The organism is Oligoflexus sp., assembly GCF_035638955.1.
Classification (GTDB): domain Bacteria; phylum Bdellovibrionota_B; class Oligoflexia; order Oligoflexales; family Oligoflexaceae; genus Oligoflexus.
Genome location: NZ_DASQYZ010000008.1, coordinates 1 through 19336 on the forward strand (window position 1 = coordinate 1; position 19336 = coordinate 19336).

13 protein-coding genes and 1 pseudogene are annotated in these 19336 nt (G+C 52.3%); 12 read left to right on the plus strand and 2 right to left on the minus strand.

Going from position 1 to position 19336, the window contains the following annotated elements; translation table 11 throughout:
* The 10 genes and pseudogenes from VE954_RS43680 to VE954_RS00515 all read left to right on the plus strand — a co-directional run.
* Positions 1 to 195: pseudogene (locus tag VE954_RS43680) on the plus strand (zinc ribbon domain-containing protein); the annotation flags it as partial.
* A gap of 302 nt (positions 196 to 497) precedes the next feature.
* Positions 498 to 1373: a LysR family transcriptional regulator gene (locus tag VE954_RS00475; protein WP_324948512.1), complete on the plus strand. Its 876-nt coding sequence runs from the start codon at positions 498 to 500 to the stop codon at positions 1371 to 1373.
* An 83-nt stretch (positions 1374 to 1456) separates the two neighbouring features.
* Complete coding sequence (locus VE954_RS00480; RefSeq protein ID WP_324948514.1) at positions 1457 to 2554, plus strand: hypothetical protein; 1098 nt, start codon at positions 1457 to 1459, stop codon at positions 2552 to 2554.
* A gap of 180 nt (positions 2555 to 2734) precedes the next feature.
* Positions 2735 to 4249 (plus strand): sigma-54-dependent transcriptional regulator, encoded by a 1515-nt coding sequence (locus tag VE954_RS00485; RefSeq protein WP_324948516.1) that lies wholly within the window; start codon positions 2735 to 2737, stop codon positions 4247 to 4249.
* 216 nt (positions 4250 to 4465) lie between these two features.
* On the plus strand, positions 4466 to 6043 hold the full coding sequence (locus VE954_RS00490; RefSeq protein ID WP_324948518.1) for an ABC transporter substrate-binding protein: 1578 nt from the start codon (positions 4466 to 4468) through the stop codon (positions 6041 to 6043).
* 58 nt (positions 6044 to 6101) lie between these two features.
* Entirely contained in the window at positions 6102 to 7562 is a 1461-nt protein-coding gene (locus tag VE954_RS00495; protein ID WP_324948520.1) for a HAMP domain-containing sensor histidine kinase, read from the plus strand.
* 81 nt (positions 7563 to 7643) lie between these two features.
* Positions 7644 to 8117, plus strand: coding sequence for a hypothetical protein (locus tag VE954_RS00500; protein ID WP_324948522.1), 474 nt, complete (start codon positions 7644 to 7646; stop codon positions 8115 to 8117).
* 381 nt (positions 8118 to 8498) lie between these two features.
* Positions 8499 to 11522, plus strand: coding sequence for an ATP-binding protein (locus VE954_RS00505; RefSeq protein WP_324948524.1), 3024 nt, complete (start codon positions 8499 to 8501; stop codon positions 11520 to 11522).
* A gap of 214 nt (positions 11523 to 11736) precedes the next feature.
* Positions 11737 to 11997, plus strand: a complete 261-nt coding sequence (locus tag VE954_RS00510; RefSeq protein ID WP_324948526.1) for a hypothetical protein — start codon at positions 11737 to 11739, stop codon at positions 11995 to 11997.
* 143 nt (positions 11998 to 12140) lie between these two features.
* Complete coding sequence (locus VE954_RS00515; RefSeq protein ID WP_324948527.1) at positions 12141 to 12584, plus strand: VOC family protein; 444 nt, start codon at positions 12141 to 12143, stop codon at positions 12582 to 12584.
* Here VE954_RS00515 and VE954_RS00520 read toward each other — a convergent pair.
* Together VE954_RS00520 and VE954_RS00525 are read right to left on the minus strand one after the other, a co-directional pair.
* A complete protein-coding gene (locus tag VE954_RS00520) occupies positions 12532 to 15291 on the minus strand; it encodes a 7TM diverse intracellular signaling domain-containing protein (RefSeq protein WP_324948529.1) in 2760 nt (919 codons plus the stop codon). The two genes, VE954_RS00515 and VE954_RS00520, sit on opposite strands and share 53 nt — an antisense overlap.
* Positions 15292 to 15430: 139 nt before the next feature.
* Positions 15431 to 17035: a peptide chain release factor 3 gene (locus VE954_RS00525; RefSeq protein ID WP_324948531.1), complete on the minus strand. Its 1605-nt coding sequence runs from the start codon at positions 17033 to 17035 to the stop codon at positions 15431 to 15433.
* Between the two features lie 255 nt (positions 17036 to 17290).
* On the opposite strand from VE954_RS00525, the gene guaB reads away from it, so the two are divergent.
* Positions 17291 to 18763, plus strand: coding sequence for an IMP dehydrogenase (guaB, locus tag VE954_RS00530; RefSeq protein ID WP_324948533.1), 1473 nt, complete (start codon positions 17291 to 17293; stop codon positions 18761 to 18763).
* Positions 18764 to 18776: 13 nt separating this feature from the next.
* On the plus strand, positions 18777 to 19336 hold a 560-nt coding region (guaA, locus tag VE954_RS00535; RefSeq protein ID WP_324948535.1), incomplete at its 3' end, for a glutamine-hydrolyzing GMP synthase.

The following is a 19336-nucleotide window of genomic DNA, read 5'->3' on the forward strand; positions in this document are numbered from 1 at the left end:
AAGGCCGCAAGGTACGGAATTGAATTCAGGGTGCAGGAGGAAAGCTATACCTCCAGGTGCGACTCACTTGCTCTCGAAGCCATCGAAAAGCATGAAAAATACATGGGTCGAAGAAAACACCGGGGGCTCTATAAATCCAGCACAGGCAGGGTATTGAATGCCGATGTCAATGGCGCACTCAACATTCTGAGAAAGCATCTTTTTTCAAATGTGAAAAAGAGCAAAGGCAAGGACGAGTCCGAGCTTATAGCCCGGATAGTCTCTATGGGCCGAGTCTTCCGGCCAAGGAAAACTGCGTGGGGCTCAAGTCCTTGCAGTCCGAAACCATCTTCCAAAGGATTCGGCATTCACATGCCAGCTCCTTTAGGGGCTGGTAGTTGACTGATTCCTCCCTTTATGTTGCAGTGAAAGTTATTTGAAATCCCGCTGCGGAACCAATATAAAAATGTTTCTAATCTTATAAGCCAAGCTTATATAACGGGATGGACCTATAATTTATGAGCGACCTGCGACGCTTGGATTTTGATGACCTTTGGCTTCTGCAGTTGCTGCTGGAAGGCAAAACCCTGGTGGCCATTGCCAACCACTTGAAAATTTCTCAGCCTGCTGTCAGTCAACGCCTTCGTAAGGTGGAAAGCATCTTCTCGACACCTATTCTTATGCAGAAAGGTCGACGCCTCTATCTCACGGATGAAGGGACAGCCGTGGCGGAAAAAGCGCGAGCCGCTCTGCGTATTCTTGCGGATGCCCCACGATCGCAAAGACCGGCCGTGATCAATCTCGGCACACGACCTGAAGTCGGAGTGAGCTGGCTGTCAACCGCGCTGTTCCGCTTGAGAAAAACCCATCCTGATCTTTGCTTTCATGTACAGATCGCCTCGGGTTCAGAAATTATGCAGCGCCTCAGCTCGGGACAATTGGATGCGGTGTTGACCTCCACTCCTATTCCCATGCGCGATCATCGTTCGATTGAACTGGTGCGGGAGGAATACGTTATGGTCGCGAAAAAAGGCACCCTGGATCCCAGCAGCACCTGGAAGGATCTGAAGCAACACATTCTCATTGAATATGACCGCTCGCTGCCGTTTCTCCGCTCCCTCTCCCCCGCTGATCGTTCGCGGGCCCAATTTAAAGATGTGTGGTTTCTCGGATCGACCGTGCTTATGGCACGAGCCGTTGAAGCGGGACATGGCATTGGGATTGTTCCCCGTTATCTGGTCGAGGATGCCTTGAAGAAGAAGCGACTCGAATTGATCCGCTTTACGTCCAAAATGGGGAGTGATTACTTTCGCTGGATTGTCAGAGCCGACCCTCTTATGGAATCCCGCCTCGCCATTCTTGCTGAAACTATGTGCGAAATTGGATTGCAGTAGTCCAAGGTCCTCACAAGTTGGCATAACAATCTCTGGCAAACAAAATGCATAGTCCCATTTCAGGTTTTTTGGAAGGGGGACCTATGCAAACCAGACGAATCGTCCGTCGTGCCCTGAAATTAATCCCTGAAGAAGAAGCCGGTCTTGCTGGACTCCGTTATCAACAGCCGACACAGGCTGGCTACACACGCAAAAAATGCGGAAAATATTTTCGCTATTTTGATGCCAAGGGTAAGCTCGTCACCTGCCCCAAGCTGAAACACCGCTTCCATGCTCTCGTTATTCCGCCTGCGTGGAAGAACGTGTGGATCTCATCCGATCCCAAAAGCCATATTCAAGCCACCGGCATCGATGACAAAGGCCGCAAGCAGTATCGCTACCATGCGCAGTGGCGAACCCAGCGCGATGGCAGCAAGTTCGAACGCATTCTGGAGTTTGCCAAGGTTCTACCGATCCTGCGCCAGCGGATTCAGGACAACATGCGCGCGGAACCTCTGTCCAAGCCGCAGATTGTGGCCACGATCGTCCACCTTCTTGAGACGACTCTGATTCGCGTCGGTAATGAATCGTATGCCAAACAAAATAAATCGTATGGTCTCACCACCATCCGCGATCAGCATGTGGCGATCGACAAATCCCGCATCACCTTCGCTTTTAAAGGCAAAAGTGGTGTCCCCCATCGGATTCAACTGAAGGATGCAAGGCTGGCTCGCATCATTGCCAGGTGTCATGATTTGCCAGGCCAGATTCTGTTTCAATATTTGGATGCAGACGGCAAACCCCATCCGGTTGGATCCGCGGATGTGAATGCTTTTTTGAAGGAGATCACGAGCGGCACCTTTACGGCCAAAGACTTTCGCACCTGGACGGCCTCTGTCATGGCGGCCAAGGTGCTCAGGGAATACGATCCCCCATCGTCCATGACCAGTGGCCGCCGCAATGTCAAAGCGGCAATCACCGAGGTGTCCAAAGCTTTGCGGAATACCGTAAGCATCTGCCGCAAGTGTTATGTTCATCCGCGAGTCATCGAAGCCTATTTGGACGGCATATGTGATCGCCACTGTGCTCATCAATATGAAGTGGTCGCACGACGTTATGAGCAGCAGGGTCTCAACGAGGATGAAGCGTTTTTCCTGGCGCTTCTCCAGGGCTGTTCCAAAGGCAAAGCCAAGGCAGCCTAGCCTTTCATACTTGGCAAAGCCGGTCAGATCGATCGGCTATCTCTTTGCCGTCCCTAATTCCACCAGGGCATTGCTATCCCTGTCCGACAAGCCAGACCCAACATGAGACGCAGTCTGGACAATAGTCTATACTTGGTGTTATTCTTGGCACCTTTTAGGACCATTATTGAGAGTGCAAAGATGAAAGCGGCAAGTTCCATGCAACGCCTCCTTATAGTGGAAGATGAAGCTGCAGTTTTGCAGAGCTATCTCGAATTTGGCAAAGAAGCGGGCTATGAAACCCGAGGCGCCTTGGATTTTGAAAGTGCCCGCGAACTGCTGCAGAAAAGTTCCTTCGATATCATGCTGGCGGATGTGCACCTCTCCAAGCAGTTCGACGCCGCCGAGGGACTTGAGCTGATCCGTCTTGCTCGCCAGGAAGCGCCTAATATTTTAGCCATTGCCACGTCGTCCGATCCCAGCCTCGACATTTATCAGGAAGCTTTGAAGATCGGCGCCTATGGATTTCTGCGCAAGCCGCTTTTGAGTGCGGAGGATCTCAAGATCGCGATCGTCAATGCGCTGCAAAATCGGAATCAGCAGGCCAGCCTCGTCGGTCTGCGGGGGAATCGACAAAGTTTTCCTGGTCTGCAGGCCGAGGACGGTATTGTGCTGTCCTCCAATTTTCGCGAGATCGCACGGAAGGTGGCTCGCAGCCGGAGTCTTCCCGTGGTGATCTATGGTGAGACAGGAACCGGCAAGGAAGAGTTTGCCCGCCTGATTCATAAGCACCGTCGTGACGTCGAAGGTGAAATTCCTTTCGTCGCGGTCAACTGTGCTGCCTTGAATAGCAGCATGTCCCTCTCCATGCTGTTCGGTCATCGCAAAGGCGCGTTCACCGGAGCGAGCAACAGCACCATGGGCTACATTGGAGAGGCCGATGGCGGCATCCTGTTTATGGATGAGATTCATACCCTGGAAAAAGACTGCCAGCAAAAACTGCTTCGCACCTTGAACGACGGTTCCTATGAACCCCTCGGCTCAACCAAAGTTCAGTATTCACGATTCCAACTGATCGCGGCCAGCACCAAGGATCTTGACGCCGCCACCGAGCGTAATGAATTCCTGCTCGATCTGCGCATGCGCATTACCGGCCTCGACATACTTCTGCCACCCTTGCGTGAGCGTCTCGATGATATGTCCGCACTGGTGCGTCTGTTCTTTGCGCGGGAAAACATCACGCTTCCTGAAAAAGAACTGCAGGACATTATCAATGCGTGCCGTGGGTACTACTGGCAAGGCAATATACGTCAGCTCTATCGCGCCCTCCACTCTTTGGTGGTGATGAGTTCCTATAACGTCGAAGACATCACGGCTCGCCATCTGCCAGTGTTTAAAACGATGCTGCCACCGGGCCAGCAGGAACCTCTAGCGAGATTTGTCAACTCAAACTCTTTCGTTTCTGATGATATCATTCGTCAAGTCACACGCGCTCTCGTTGAAGATGTGCCACTCGATCAGGCACTCGAAGATTATGAAAAAATCATAATAAATTGCGCCTTGACACGTCATGCGACTGTAAACGATGCTGTCCACGCCTTAGGGGTCTCCCGCAGTTCATTGGCCGCTAAAAGGCAGAAATATGGCCTGCAGGAAAATCCTCGCCGTCTGAATGGAAACCCACTTTTCCAAGAGAGTTTGAAACATGATTCTTAAAAAAATGATCTGTGTCCTGGGAATAGGAATGCTGCCTGGGGTTATCTATGCCGTCCCCACAACGTCGATGACTGTTTGCGTTCCCGTCGGAGATGATTGCGTGGTACAAACAGCGGTCGGCATGATGGCCAAAAATATTTGCGACAAGCGTGAAGAGACTGGCCCGACAGCCGTGAGAAGGGCTTCAGGAACAACTGGAACAGGAATTACACAGCCTTGCAAACCCGTCACACCTCCGTCCGATCCCGCAGCTTCGTCCAATTGATTGTGTGGGCAGGCATTCCCTTTGTGGCCGCCTGCCTCCTGATCTTTGCCTTCCGCGATCGACTGTTTCGCCTGCGCACGCCCGTGCCTGCCCTCAAAGTTGACTATCCCGATGATCCCATCCGTGTTCAAGACTGGGACCCTGCGCGATCTCAAATAGATTTTGAAGTGGCGATGGCTCAGGCCCTCTACAGTCCCCTTCTGGAACTCGATGATAACGCCCAACTGAAATCAGGCTGGGCCGAAACGTTCACCTGGAAGGATCAGCACAGCCTGGTGCTGAAACTGCGCCGTGATCATAAACGCGCGGATGGCAGCATCATCACTGCGGACGATGCCCGCGTCTCTCTTAAGCGTCTGGCTTTTTTGCAGCAGAATGAGGACGGTTTTTACGTTGAGCAGTTTTGTTACACCAAACGTCTGGACAGCATCGCGGCGGAGTGTCCAGGCCTGACGGCAGAAGGTCAAACTTTAACGATTCGAACCCGTGATCCTGTCGCCATTCTCCCTCAGCTTCTCACGGCTGTGGATACCAGTATCGTTCCTATCACGGCCCTTGCTGAAGACGGCCTCACTTTGCGTGATCATCCAAGGGGTTCCGGGCCGTATACCTGGGATCGCACACCGTCCGGCGAGGTGATCCTCAAGGCCAATCCTTTGCATTTTAATTACCACCCTTTGATGCCGCAGGCCATTCATCTGGTTCCGGATGTGAACACCAGCCCGGAAAGTCTGACTCGCGCCTTCAATGAAAACAGGATTGATCATGCCGCGCGATTTTCCGCATTAAATTCCTTCGAGTTCAAGAAACTCGCCGACGCGCTGGGTGATCGCATCAACACGCAAAGCACCCTGCCCATGGGCATCGGCCTTCTTCTGTTTTCGGAAGAAAGTCGCAAGCGTCTGCCCATCCCGGTCAAGCGCGAGTTGACTCTGCGTTTACAGGCGGCCACGGCGCGCTGCCTCGCCGCCGCGGGTCAGGATAAGATCAGGCGACCCACGCGCTCGCTGATCCCCCCGACATCGGTGGGTATGCTGAGTCCGGCCGAGGAAGCCGCCCTCGCCGCCGCGCGCCAGCAGCATGGCATCATTCCCTTTTCGATCCCCGTGCGCATTCGGTTTCCAAGTTATATTGGGGATGAACTTGTACCCTGCCTGTCGCGGGATTTGCAGGGGGTTCCGGTGACCTTCAATCGCACGCCGGACGAGGAAGCCGATCTGCGTTTCCAAGGCTACGACCTTTCCACCTATGAGGAGGTGGGATCCATCCGCACGATGCTGACGACGGGGCTTCTCGATGCAGCCGAGCTGACTCCGGAAGCCTGGATCAGCCGGTATATCGCCGAACGGGATACCGGAAAACGGGTCACCCTCCTGAAAACTGCACATCTGAGAGCGATTTGGGAAGATCCCTCGGTGATTCCACTTTGGCACTTTGAGACTGGTGCGTTGATCCGTAAGCCCTGGGTTATGAAGTTTTCCATCTTAAGCATCTCCAACCCTTTCCATTTGATTCGCTATGGTGAATGAAACAGAAGACCTGCAGCTTAAGCCCCTCCTACGTCGACTCTTTTATAGGGGTCTTTTGGTGCTCGCCATACTGATCGGCGTGGCCGCGATCATCAGCATGGTCATACGCCGCTCGCTGCAGGATCAGTTTGCCGAACATCTCAGCCGGACCGTGCGAAACGATCTGCTGGTCGGCAACAACGCAGCCGTGCTTAAAATTTTGGATCAGACTATCGGTGAAAATTTTTCCCGGATTGCTTACGTCGACGGCCAGCTGGTGCTGTTTGCTTTGGATGCCTCACCCGATAAAACCACGGGCCTCATCACCGGTTCCAGACGGGTTCCGATCTGCCTCCGGAACGACCAAAAAAACTGCTCGGCCGCGCTGATTTATCATTATTCTCTGGTGCATTACATCCCCTGGGTGCTGCTGGTCGCCGTGGGAGCCCTGCTCATCTTTTTGCTGGTCTTTTGGATCTTTCGGCAGCATGTGGCCGCCTATTATCGCGAACAGCTGAAAAGCCATAAGGAAGCTGCCCTGGGCCGTTTGAGTGCTCGTATCTGTCACGATCTGAAACTGCCGAGCATGATCTTCCAGCGCGTGGCCTATTTGGAAAATGCGTCACAGTTTATGGAAATGAAACCTCAACTGCAGAGCCATCTGCAGCGCCTTTACGCGATGATTGAAAAATTGAAGAAGGCTGAACTGGAAGGCCTGGTGCGTATGGAATCTCACACCATGCAGAAGGAGGATCTGCAAAGCTTCCTATCCTCCATTGCACCGCAGCCTCAACAGTTGCAAATTGATATGCCCAATTCGTTTCAGGTTTATCTGGACCTGGATAAGTTTGAACGTGCTTTGGCCAATCTTGTGCTCAATGCATTTCAGGCGGGTGCAAAACTGGTAAAGGTCATCGTGAAGGATCAGAAGCAGGATTTGCTGGTTCATGTCGAAAATAACGGACCCGAAATGCCACGTGATATCGTCCAGAGTTTTCTTCATGGGAGTTCTCATCACCGGCCCCAGAGTTTGGGGCTTCGCATGGTACAGGACACGGTCCGGGCTCACGGCGGCCATGTTGATTTGGATTCGAATGCCCTCAGGACCCGCTTCACGCTATGCTTGCCCAAGGCTGTCATGGAAACTCAAACCGTTCTGCCTCAGCAGAAACTTCGCGCCACGGTCGGCCCTGTTCTTCACGACCGTTCCACGCTGATCTGGGTGGACGAGAATCTGTTGTCTGTGGCACGCAGTCATATTCCCAAAGCGGAACGAGATCCCTTTGACTTCACGTCTGATCCGGAGGCCATGTTGGGCGCGCAGCTTCTGATCAGTCGCGATGAGCAGGTCATTGATTTTGCCATTGATGAGACCATTCCGATCATCATGGTGGGAGCATCTCCCGATGATTTCGCCTGGGTTGATGCGCTGAAATCCCGTCTGCGTCTTCTCAAACTGAAGCAGTCTCGAATCCTGTCCGAAACCTCGCTCAACAATGTCCAGTTGCCTGGACACAATCCCCCGGTCCTTTTGCATTAACGCATTGAAATCAGCCGGTTTCAGCATGGCCTCGATCTTGCTCAACGCATGGCGTCAAGCAATTGAATCAAGGAGTTCACCATGAATCGAATGAAGTTTGCCGCCATCGTTTTTGGCTTTTTCAGTGTATCGTCACAACTTTGGGCCGCCCCCGAGCCAACCCTTATGTGTCCCATGGTTTATCGGCCGGCAACCTGTAGTTATGAAGAATATAAGGCGAGTGGGACCAACAGCTGTTTTGCTAGAATTGCCCTGCAAAAGCAGCTTAAGTCGCACGGCGTTCCTTATGATTCCACACAGATTCGTTGTGTGAATTCGGACCTTGCTGCAAGAAGCGTCGCCAAACCTGTCTGTGGGATTGTTCCCACCACGACCTCATGTTCCGTGACCGTCAACGGTCAACAGTGGCAACAATCGGCCACCAGTTGCGACAGCCCTATTCCTGGACTGATCCAGCAGCTGCACGATTCTGGCTTCGAAGACACCACGGGCCTCACTGCGGTTTGTCAGCAGAGTCAGATGGATATTGATCGCGAGTATGCGGTCGCTCTTTAATTGATCCTGAGTGAAAATCGCACTCAGGTCGTTACGACCTGAGTGCCCACATCAGAAACGGCTCCCTATAACATCGGGTCATAAGGCAGGTTGCAGATTTCTGCACAGACAACCATGTTACTCGCAACTTTTGTACCAGCTTTATTGTCCTTTGATGCGGTGGGTTGATAGCGCGTCGGTCCGATCTCCTGGACATCCTGCTTTATTCCTGCCCATCAGTGTCCAGTTTTCTGGATTGTCAAGACTGTCCTGATTTAGCTTCATACGACCCAATCGACTGCATAAAAATAGAAGTTTCCCAGTGGATTCATCCCAACTACACTCCATAAAAATGTGCAATTGTCCTTTTGCGCATTTCGAAACAAGTCCGGGGGTAATCCGATGGACAACCCAGCAAAAGATTGGCTTGTCGGCGGCGGACAGATGGGGCACATGATACGTGCCAGGGATTGGTCCAGGACACCGTTAGGTCCTATTGATGAATGGCCTCAGAGCCTTCGCACCACGGTCGGGCTTTGCCTGTCGTCCAACTTTCCCATCAACCTCATCTGGGGTTCTGAGCACATTCAGATCTTCAATGATGGCTACCTGCCCCTGTGTGGTGATAAATTTCAACAGGTTTTGGGCGAGAGTTTTCGCGAGAGTTGGGCATCGGCATGGTCCGTTCTCGGCGCAGTCTTTGATCGAGCGCTCCAAGGGGAAACTTCATTTCTGGAAAATCAGCGCTTATTTCTGGATCGCAATGGCTATCTGGAGGAAACTTTTTTTACCTTCTCGCTGAGCCCTGTACGTGATGAGACCGGTCGCATAGCCGGGCTTTTCAATCCTGCCACGGAAACCACAGCACGGATGGTGGCGGAACGACGTTCGAAAGCCCTGCGGGAACTGTCCAACAATCTGGCTTCGGCGCAGACAACGGACGAGGTCTATCGTACAGCCATAGAAACAATTTCCGATTGCGAATGCGATATTGTGTTTGCAGTTGTGTACGAATTTGATCAGGAAGGGACCAAGGCCGACCTGACCGGGAGTATTGGATTTCAAGCTCAGGCCGACATGATCCCTGAAAGTGTTCTCCTGGCCGACGACGATTGCATCTGGCCCTTGAAACACCTCGTTTGCAGTGCCAAATCCATCGTCATCGACCAGCCGATCCCATGGCCCTGCGGCCCTTATCCGGAAGCACCCCAAAAAGCTGTCGTCATCCCATTGATCCGCCCCCGTTCCGAACAGGCTACGGGAGCGGTCATCCTCGGCGCCAGCCCGCGCCTGCCTTTTGATAACTTCTACAAGGACTTCCTGGAGTTTGTGGCTGCCACCATGAGCACAGCCTTGTCCAATGCCAGGGCTTATGAAGAAGAGAAGCGCAAAGCGGAAGAGCTGGCCGCACTCGATAAAGCCAAAACCACATTTTTCTCCAATATCAGTCATGAATTCCGCACACCCTTGACCCTCATGCTGGTCCCGCTCGAAGAGCTTCTGAGTCGATCGTTGACTGAAATCAGCCTCGCCGAAACGCGGGAGCGTCTGGAGCTTGTTCATCGGAATAGTCTGCGCCTGCTGAAGCTGGTCAACAATCTGCTGGATTTTTCGCGTCTGGAAGCTGGCCGCTTCGAAGCCACGTTTCGTCCAACCCCGCTCGAGCAGGTCACGCGAGAGCTCTGCAGCTCATTCCATTCGGCAGCCGAAGTTTCAGGAATTAAAATTTTCATGGAATGGGAAGGACCATTCGAACCGGTGTATGTGGACCGCGAAATGTGGGATCGGATTATCCTTAATCTCTTGTCCAACGCCTTCAAATACACGCTCTCCGGTTTTATAAAAATTAAAATGATTCAGGAGCATGGCAAGGTCCAGGTCTCGGTGCAGGATTCGGGCATTGGTATTTCTCAGGAGGATCTTCCCCGTCTGTTCGATCGTTTTTATCGCGTGCATGAATCCCAGGGCAGAAGTTACGAAGGAACCGGCATTGGGCTGGCGATGGTCAAGGAACTTCTCAAACTTCATGGCGGTCAGATTACGCTTGCCAGCGAGTTGGGCGTGGGCAGCACGTTCACTGTGACTTTACCCTTGGGAAAGGCCCATCTTCCGGCGGCTCATGTCGAGGATGCAGCCTCGCGGAACGTGGACCACAAGTCCGTTCCCTTGTTTGTTGCGGAAGCCAAGTCCATGGTGACCAGCAAGATACGTAAAGACCAGCGAACTGCATCGGGTTCGTCACGCTCTCGCATCCTTCTCATCGATGATAACAGCGACATGCGCGAAACGATCCAAAGGCTCCTTGATGATCAGTACGAAGTCATCACAGCCTGTGATGGACTTGATGGTTATGAAGAGGCCCAGAAGGTTCGCCCGGACCTTATTCTCTGCGATATCATGATGCCGCGACTCAACGGATTTGGGCTCGTCAAAAAAATTCGTGATGACGAAAAACTGCGGACAACACCCTGCATTCTTATTTCGGCACGAGCCGGAGAAGAGGCCAGGGTCGAAGGCCTTGATCAGGGTGCCGACGACTATTTGACAAAACCCTTCAGCACTCAGGAGCTCATCGCTCGCATTGCGGCTCACCTTAAGATGGCCAAGGTCCGTGACGAAGCCGCCAGGCGGGAACGTCAGCTGCTTGCCGAAGTCGAGGGGGCCCGGCGCAGCAATGAAATCAAGGATGAATTTCTGGCCACGATATCCCATGAACTTCGCACGCCGATGAATGCCATCCTGGGCTTCAGTCATCTCTTGCGGGAAGAGGAACCTGGATCTGTGTTCTTCGACAATGCCGTCGATGCTGTCATTCGGAATGCGGAACAGCAGAATCGTATTATCAGTGATCTGCTGGATATTTCCCGTATCATCACGGGCAAAATGAAATTCGAGGTGAAGGATCTCTATATTGAAGACACGATAAGCGCCGCCATTGAATCGTTGAGTCTCAGCGCCAAGGCGCGCGATATTAAGGTGGTCTGGATTCCATCACGCCAGCCGCATCGGATCATTGGTGATCCAGGACGTCTGCAGCAAATGATGTGGAACATCCTGTCCAATGCCATTCGCTTTTCCAAAGCCAATGACGTGATCAATATCATTCTGAAGCAAGAGGGCGAGGCCATTCGCATCACAGTCAAAGATCAAGGCGAGGGCATTTCCCCTGAATTTCTTCCGTTTGCTTGCGATCCACTACGCCAGGAGGACGGCAGCCATACCAGACCCCACGGTGGTTTAGGCTTGGGCCTGAAGATAGTCCAGGAAATCATCGAAGGTCATGGGGGTCGGGTGTCGATCGCCAGCCCTGGCAAAGGTCGGGGCACCAGCGTCTCTGTCCTGTTGCCCATTCAGTTCGGTCAAGCTGGAAACATCATGCACCTGTCCAAAGTGTCAGGGCTTCCGCATGAGTTTCAGCAGCTCTAAAAAGATAGTGATCGAGTCATATTGGCATCTAAGCGGAGGTTAGGGCATCAATCTGTCGCCCGTCGCCTTCACTTTGGAAGAATTTCTTAGGTAATTATTATCTAGGAACGCTAATTGCATTTCCAATTGCGGGTCCTACACCTGTTGAAGTAGGCCTGTTATTTTGACCATATTTAGATCAATGGAGACGGTAATGCGCAATTGGAAATTTCTTGTGATTCCTATGATGGTCGGCAGCCTGGCAACTCTTGGTGCAAGCTGCACCAAAACCAAAAAAGAAGCTGCACAAGAAGGCAACAAAGAAATCCGTGACGAGCAAAAGGATGTCGTTGAAGAGCAAAAGGATGTTGGCGAAGCCCAACGCGAAGCTCAAAAAGACATCAATGAAGAAAGAAAAGACGTAATCGAAGCTCAGAAAGACGTCGAAAAAGAAAAAGTGGAAGCTCAGAAAGAAATCAATCAAGCTCCACAGTGATGTGATAAAGCGCGAGAGCCCGCTTAGGGCTCTCCGTTTTCCTGCTCTCGTCCATGCCGCCCTATAGCAATGCCTGCATCCATTCCCACACCACGTTAGTACATTGAAGCCACTGATTTTATTTCCCCTATGTCGGAGCCAAAATGATCCTGAGTATCGCCCACACGGCCCTAATCGTCCTCGAGTACGATGAAGCCAAGGCGTTTTACTGCGACAAACTCGGATTCATCGTCGCCGAAGATACTCTGTTATCCGAAGGCAAACGATGGGTACGACTCAAGCCGCCTGGGAATGGTGGCTGTGAAATTTTGCTATCGAGAGCAACGAATGAAGTTCAAAGGGCTAGTGTTGGTAGACAGACAGGTGGACGAGTTCTTTTCTTTTTCCATACAGATAGCTTCGACACGGACTATGAATTGTTTCAATCAAGAGGCATAGAATTTACCGAAGGTCCATCTCTCCAGCCTTACGGTAAGGTGGCTGTATTCAAAGATTTATATGGGAATCGAATTGATTTAATTGAACCTCTCAGCATCAAGCCACTCGTTTCATTCCCACGGCGACATAAAGATTCAACGGAATCCTGATATGAAACTCAAAAGGCACACATCCATCCGCCCCAGGCGTTCCCAAAAGTCGAATCCCGATGGATCCACCCTGGCGTTCCAGATAGGTTCGGACCGCATCCAGACCAATCCCCTGCCCTGAAATGTCAGTCACCTGCGCCGAGGTCGAAAGTCCAGCTTGAAAAATAAGTTCAGCCAACTGAGCCGGACTCGGAGATTGCTTGGGATGAATCAGTTTTTGAGCCACGGCTTTGTCACGGATGTCATGCAGTGGCAGGCCTTGCCCATCATCACTATAAATAAACTGAAGATGGTCGCCTGCTTCGGCCAGAACCATCCGAATCGTTCCCGACGGAATTTTTCCCTGGGTTTGACGCTGCTCTTTGCGTTCGATCCCATGATCCAGCGAATTTCGAATCAGGTGAATCAGAACAGCCTCCACGAGGTCAACGCCTTGGCGGTTAAACGCCAGTCCGTCGGCGTCAATCTGAAACAAAGGCGCTTCCTTGCCGAGATCTTTGGCCAGGAGGTGGGCTCGCGAACAGGCGCTGCGCAGCACGCCCGCGGCCCCTGCATAAAGGCTTTCGGTCAACGCTTGGGACACAGCATCCCATGATCCCTCACCACAAGCTTTCAACATGGCTTCCACTTTGGATACGCTGAACTCCACAGTCTCGAAAGTGCCTCCCCGGCCCAGTTTATCGGCATTGACTCGAACATAAAGATCCAAATCGGCTCGAAAGCACGCCTGATCATCGATAAGAACACTCCGATCCATCATGCCCGCATCAGCCTGCACCGCTTTCAGATAACCTTCGGCCCGGTGCACACTGTCAATCAGTTGCTTCAGTCCATAATTGCGTGACATGCCCTTCAGGGTATGCGTGTTGATAAACACGGTTTTAAGGGTTTCCATACCGATGACTTTGGGCTTGTGAAGCAGCTGCTCATTCTGATCAAGGTACTGATAGGAAAGTTCGATGAAACGAGCAAATCGATCCTGCGGAATTTCAATGATCTGACTGATGTACTCGAGTTCCTGTTGCTGCGTTTGAGCGCGAGCCTGGAGCTCCTTCAAATGCGTTTCATCACGGATGGCAACCAGGATCTTTTCAATTTTATGTTCAGCGCCGACGATCGGGCTCCAGTCAATCCTAAGGCTCTTTCCCGGGGCATCGGGTGCCGATCGATAGACAATATCACCGGGCAGACAATGAGCATTGCTGGTGAAATTCACTTCATCCTGTTCCAAACTGACTTCAAGCACTGACTTGACCTGATTGATCTCGTCAGCTGAAAGACTGGAGTTCTTGAGCAGCAGATCAATGGCGTTGGTTTGTTCAACATCGTCCCTTCCAAGGATCTCCTGCAGATGTGCGGAGTGATCCTTGTGGATACGAAAGCCATTCGGCAGAATCATGAAGATACCCTGCCTGATATTCTCGAGGATCGACTTGATATCACGCGTCTTCTCTTCGACCTGATACTCGACGGTTTTGATTTGATTTTCAAGCTCAGTATTCAGGCCTTCGATCTTGCGCTGATTCTCCATCTGCTCAATCTTGATTTTATCGGCCAGGGCCAGTGAGAGAAGGATGACTTCCACCGAGGAACCAATATGGTTCCCGTAATCGCTCAGAAAGAAAGAGGGAAACAGCCCGAGATTCCGCAGGTGATACAAAAAGGCCCCAACCAGGAGGGCCAGGAATGCCGCGAAGAAATAGCGAGCCGGTCGATAGCCATTTTTAAGGCAGAGAACACTGGACGTAATGATGCAAGGTATGGCGCCCAGAATCATAACGGAACCAAATTTTATACTCACAGAATAGCTGGCAAAACAGGCCAGCACCAGGAAGCAGGCCGTCGTGGCCAGAAAAAACTGGAGAACTTTATCAAAGCGCGGGCAATATTTGGCCGTCTGAAGAAAATTTCTCGAAAAGAGCTGAGCAAATAACGCCGCCACGCCACCGCTGATGGGAACTACAAAATTGACCACATCTGGCTGCTCAGAAAACAAGTATTCAAGAGCAAACCCATTGATTGCCAACTGGTACAAGGCAAAGGATGAGATATAGAGGACGTAAATCAAGTAATTAAGATTTCGCAGCCAGAGAAAGATGAAGAAGTTATAGAGAATAATGACCAGCATCATACCGTAATAGATGCCAAGTCCGAAAACTTCACGATTGATCTTTTCCGAGAATGCAGTTGGTGACCAGATGTGAAGAGGAAACTGCATGGAGCTTTCGGTTTTGCTCCGCAGATAGTAGCTTCGACTCTCACCTGAGGGAAGGTCAAGTTGGAAGACAAAGTTATGATAGCGAACGTCCCGATGAGCAAAAGGCCATCGGTCGCCTGTCTCTTTCTTACCAAAGGACCCATCGCCCAGCTCGTGATAGAACTCCAAATAATCATGGTTGGGGTAACCGAGCTCCAGATACCAGAGCTGGTTCGTTGGACTTTGATTGTGCAAGGTCATTCGCACCCAATAAACTTTATTGCTAAAGCCAAAATTGGGGACGCTCGGATACTTTTTCCAAGTGAGCGGCTGCGATCGAACGTCTTCGAGAGTTAAAAGGCCCTGCGCATCTTCAAGAACCTCGACCTCATGGCTGATGACATAGTCGGGCCGGCTATCATTCAAGACAATGGTTTGAGCCGAGGCTGGCACGTGATACCAGCCCAGGAGAAGGCCAAGAGACAACCAATAGTGGACAGCATGAAGCATAGGATACTCTGGGGTAAAAAAATCTCTTTTCCCTTCAGATTATCGACGCTTTTATCATTCGATTGAGGCAAATCCATAGGCTGGTTCACTCTCAAATCTTACAAAATAGCCAGACTGTCTCGTGGCCTTCGCTTTGCGTTTATGCGTCCGCCTTCACACTATCCGATGTTGCCGAATAGGTAATTTTCGGAAACCGCTCCTTCAGGAACTTCAAACGCCATAGATCCTCGAGCAGAATCGCCTTCTGCTCATGCTGATCCAGACACATCACATGGGCCTGAGCCCTGGTGAATTCCTCCATGGCCTTGACGTCATCACAGAAGACCCAGCGCGCGGCTCCATAAGGCAGGCGGGTGAAGTTCACCTTCACCCCGTATTCATGCTGAACGCGATACTGCACCACATCAAACTGCAACACACCGACCACGCCCAGAATTTGCTCGGTTCCATAGATAGGCCGGAAAACCTGGACCGCGCCCTCTTCCGACAGCTGATCGAGGGCCTTATAAAGCTGCTTGGATTTCATCGGATCAGCCAGCGTCACGCGACAGAAATGTTCCGGTGCAAAGACGGGCACACCGGTATAATGCAAGGACTCCCCTTCGGTCAGGGTATCACCGATTTTAAAGATGCCCGGATCGTGAATACCGACGATATCTCCGGCAAACGCCTCATCCACCAAACTGCGATCCTGGGCCATGAATTGAGTTGGACGACCCAAACGATGGTCCTTGCCCAGGCGAACGATATGCGCTTTCATGCCGCGTTCGAAGTAACCCGAGCAAATGCGAATAAAGGCCACGCGGTCCCGATGATTGGGGTCCATGTTCGCCTGAATCTTGAAGATAAAGCCGGTGAATTTCTCTTCATTCGGCTGGACCACACGCTCCACGGCGGCCCTTGGCAGGGGTGATGGCGCGGTATGAATCAAAGCCTCCAGCAAAGGCTCCAAACCGAAGTTATTCAAGGCCGAGCCAAAGTACACAGGGGCCAGCTTGCCCGCAAGATAACGCTCAAGATCAAAACCTTCACCCGCACCATCCAGCAGCTCGATCTCCGCCCGCAGCTGAGCGGCGAGCTCCTCGCCCAATTCCTGCGTCACTTCCGGAGCATCCAGAGTCAAACCTTTCAGAGGCACCGGACGGGAACGTTCCGCACCCTTTTCATAGATCAGCAGCTGGTTATGAATGCGGTGATAGACGCCCCGAAACGTGGGACCCATGCCGATCGGCCATGTCACCGGAGTCACGGCAATGCCCAGAGTCGTTTCGATCTCTTCCAGCAGGGCGAAGGGCTCGCGACCTTCCCGGTCCATCTTATTGATAAAAGCGATAATGGGCGTATTGCGGGCGGCACAGACTTCAAATAGCTTTTTGGTCTGCTCTTCCACGCCATTCGCAGCATCCATCAGCATCAACGCGCTATCGACCGCGGTCAGGGTCCGATAGGTATCCTCCGAGAAATCCTGGTGACCGGGGGTATCGATCAGGTTCATCTCGCAGTCCATGTAGGGGAATTTCATCACCGAACTGGTTACCGAGATCCCACGCTGCTTTTCGAGTTCCATCCAGTCCGAAGTGGCAAACTTCTTGGACCGCTTGGCTTTGACTGAACCAGCCATATTGATAGCTCCGCCGTAAAGCAGAAGCTTTTCTGTCATCGTCGTTTTACCGGCATCCGGGTGAGATATGATAGCAAAGGTTCGCCGTCGGGCGATTTCCTGGTCCAGCTGTTTCTGATTCACAAAAAAACCTCGGCAAGCGGGTGATTCACCTCATGGTACGAACCTGCAACTTTTAGCGCAAACTGGCGTGCAAAGCAAGGGTGGCAACCGTAACCTGCGGACGATTTCAGCGAATATTTCCTCAGAACAGCCCTTCCCTTGCGAATTGGATGATGCTAGGATCCGCCCTTAAATCGAAACCCGCCTACGGCAAAGATAACTATATGAAGATATGAACAGCCTATAAAGGACCCCTCTAGCATAAGGAAGGTCACTATGACTGATATAAGCCGACCCTTCAAAATCGGTTTAGCCTACGACGATGTCCTGCTCGTGCCTCAACATTCCGAAATCCTCCCCCACGAAGCCAAGCTCGAAACACAATTCACGCGCCATCTGAAGTTGAAGATCCCCCTCGTCTCCGCCGCCATGGATACCGTAACCGAAGCCAAAGCCGCCATTATTATGGCCCAGGCAGGCGGGATCGGGATCATCCATAAGAACCTGACGCTGGAAGATCAGGCGGAAGAAGTTCGACTCGTGAAAAAGAGCGAATCAGGCATCGTCAAGGATCCGGTGACTGTGTCGCCAGATGCCACCATCGGTGACGTGACCCTGATTATGAAGCGGGAGAAATTCTCGGGTTTTCCTGTGGTGGAGAACGGCCGCCTGGTGGGCATCATCACCGGTCGCGATCTGCGTTTTGAGCGCAATCCCAAGCGTCTGGTGAGCGAAGTCATGACCAAGGATGTCATCACCTGCACCAAGAATACGACGCCGGATGAAGCCGTGGAAATTCTGCACAAGCATCGCATTGAAAAGCTGCCGGTGCTGGATACCGACAAAACTTTGATCGGCATGTACACGGTCAAGGATATCGTCAAATCGAGAACCTTCCCCAATGCGTCCAAGGATAGCTCGGGACGTCTTCTGGTCGGCGCTGCGGTCGGAGCAGGCGGCGATTACCTGGAGCGCGCTGAGGCCCTCATCAAGGCCGGTGTAGATGTCATTATCGTCGATACCGCCCATGGTCATTCCCAGGGCGTGCTCAATGCCGTTCGTCGCCTTCGTGAAGCGTTCACAGGCCGCCCGTTTGATATCATTGCCGGCAACGTCGCCACACCAGCTGCCGTTCGGGCATTGGTGGAAGCGGGAGCTGATGCGGTGAAAGTGGGCATCGGACCTGGCAGTATCTGTACGACCCGGATCGTGGCCGGAATCGGTGTGCCTCAGTTTACGGCTGTCATGGACTGCGCGGCCGAAGGTCGCAAGCTCGGTGTTCCCGTGATCGCGGATGGCGGCATAAAATTCAGCGGTGATATCGTCAAAGCTCTGGCCGCTGGCGCGCAAACCGCCATGATCGGTTCGCTCTTTGCCGGCACTGATGAAGCGCCCGGTGAACTCATCATTTATCAGGGCAAGAGCTACAAACAATATCGCGGTATGGGCAGTCTCGGTGCCATGCGCAAGGGCAGCCGCGATCGCTATTTCCAGGGTGATGTTGAAGATCCAGGCAAGCTGGTGCCAGAAGGCATCGAAGGCCGCATCCCTTATCGGGGCACACTCTCCGATACGATCTATCAGCTCCTGGGCGGCATTCGATCGGCCATGGGTTACTGCGGCGCCAGCACGATTGATGACCTGCATCAAAGGGCCGAGTTCGTTCAGATCACCTCCGCGGGTCTACGCGAAAGTCACGTGCATGACGTTTACATCACGCGGGAAGCGCCCAACTATAAACTTGATTGAAAGAAGGCCACCGATGCAACACAGCATGCAAAGACCTGTCAATGAAGGCATTCTGATTCTCGATTACGGTTCGCAGTACACGCTCCTGATCACCCGTCGCCTCCGGGAATTGGGCGTCTATGCTGAAGTCATCGACGGCACCCGCGCCACGCCTTTGGAAGATTTTCACCATCATGGCATCATTCTCTCCGGCGGTCCCGATACGGTGACCGACGAAGGCGCTCGCACGATGCCCGCCTGGGTTAAAAACAGTGAGAAGCCCGTGCTGGGCATCTGTTATGGAATGCAGCTGATGGCCGGTGTATCCGGTGGCAAGCTCCGCAGCGGCACGCAAAGGGAATATGGTCGCGCTCAGTTAAAATTGGAACTGAGTCGTGTTCCGGCTTATGCCTCGAGTTTAAAAAAGCTGCCAGCTGCGCAAACGGTCTGGATGAGCCACGGCGATGACGTCGAAGACAGCAGCGGTGTGTTTGAAGTTTTGGGTCGGACCGATGATGGGGTCGTGGCTGTCATGGCCCATAAGGAACGGCCATGGATTGGCCTGCAGTTTCATCCCGAAGTGCAGCATTCCGA